1 rRNA gene is annotated in these 627 nt (G+C 53.6%); it reads right to left on the minus strand.

From position 1 onward, the window contains the following. A 16S ribosomal RNA gene (locus BTW08_RS18425) occupies positions 1 to 143 on the minus strand; the annotation flags it as partial. Positions 144 to 627: the final 484 nt, after the last annotated feature.

Consider the following 627-nt stretch of genomic DNA (forward strand, 5'->3'; position numbering starts at 1 on the left):
CCACTACCGGGCAGATTCCTATGCATTACTCACCCGTCCGCCGCTCGCCACCAGGGAGCAAGCTCCCCGTGCTGCCGCTCGACTTGCATGTGTTAGGCCTGCCGCCAGCGTTCAATCTGAGCCATGATCAAACTCTTCAGTTTAAAGTCTGATAGTCCTTACTTCTCTCCTCCCGAAGAACAAGAAGAAAAGCGGACCAAACTTGGTTCAAGGTCAAACGAATCTTGACGAGTCGCTTGCCTCGATATGTCGTGACTGGCTGTCACGCGAGAACAAGCGCCCACATCAATTACCTGATCGATTGTTAAAGAGCGTCCTTACTTGAAGCGCTTTGCTTCTGCCGTCGAACCCAAGTGCTTGTCAGCGCTTGTTTTCTGGGCCGCCGTAAGGAGTGGCGTATTTTAAGGATCTGGGTGAGGATGTCAACGTCTTTCTTGTCGAATCCTGCCTGGCGCCGTTGCTGCTTATCGGCGCCGATCCTTGAAGAACTGGGAAGCAATCTTACTGGCCTCACCGCCTTGCGTCAACCGATTTCTTCAATCAAATCAAACGCTTGGAATCCTTCTCGCTGTCCCCGAAAACCTCTCTCGGCGGCAGCGGATGCGTACTTTACGGACCCGCCGCCGA

Origin of the sequence: Salinicola sp. MH3R3-1 (genome assembly GCF_001937155.1) — a bacterium.
Lineage (GTDB): Bacteria > Pseudomonadota > Gammaproteobacteria > Pseudomonadales > Halomonadaceae > Salinicola > Salinicola halophyticus.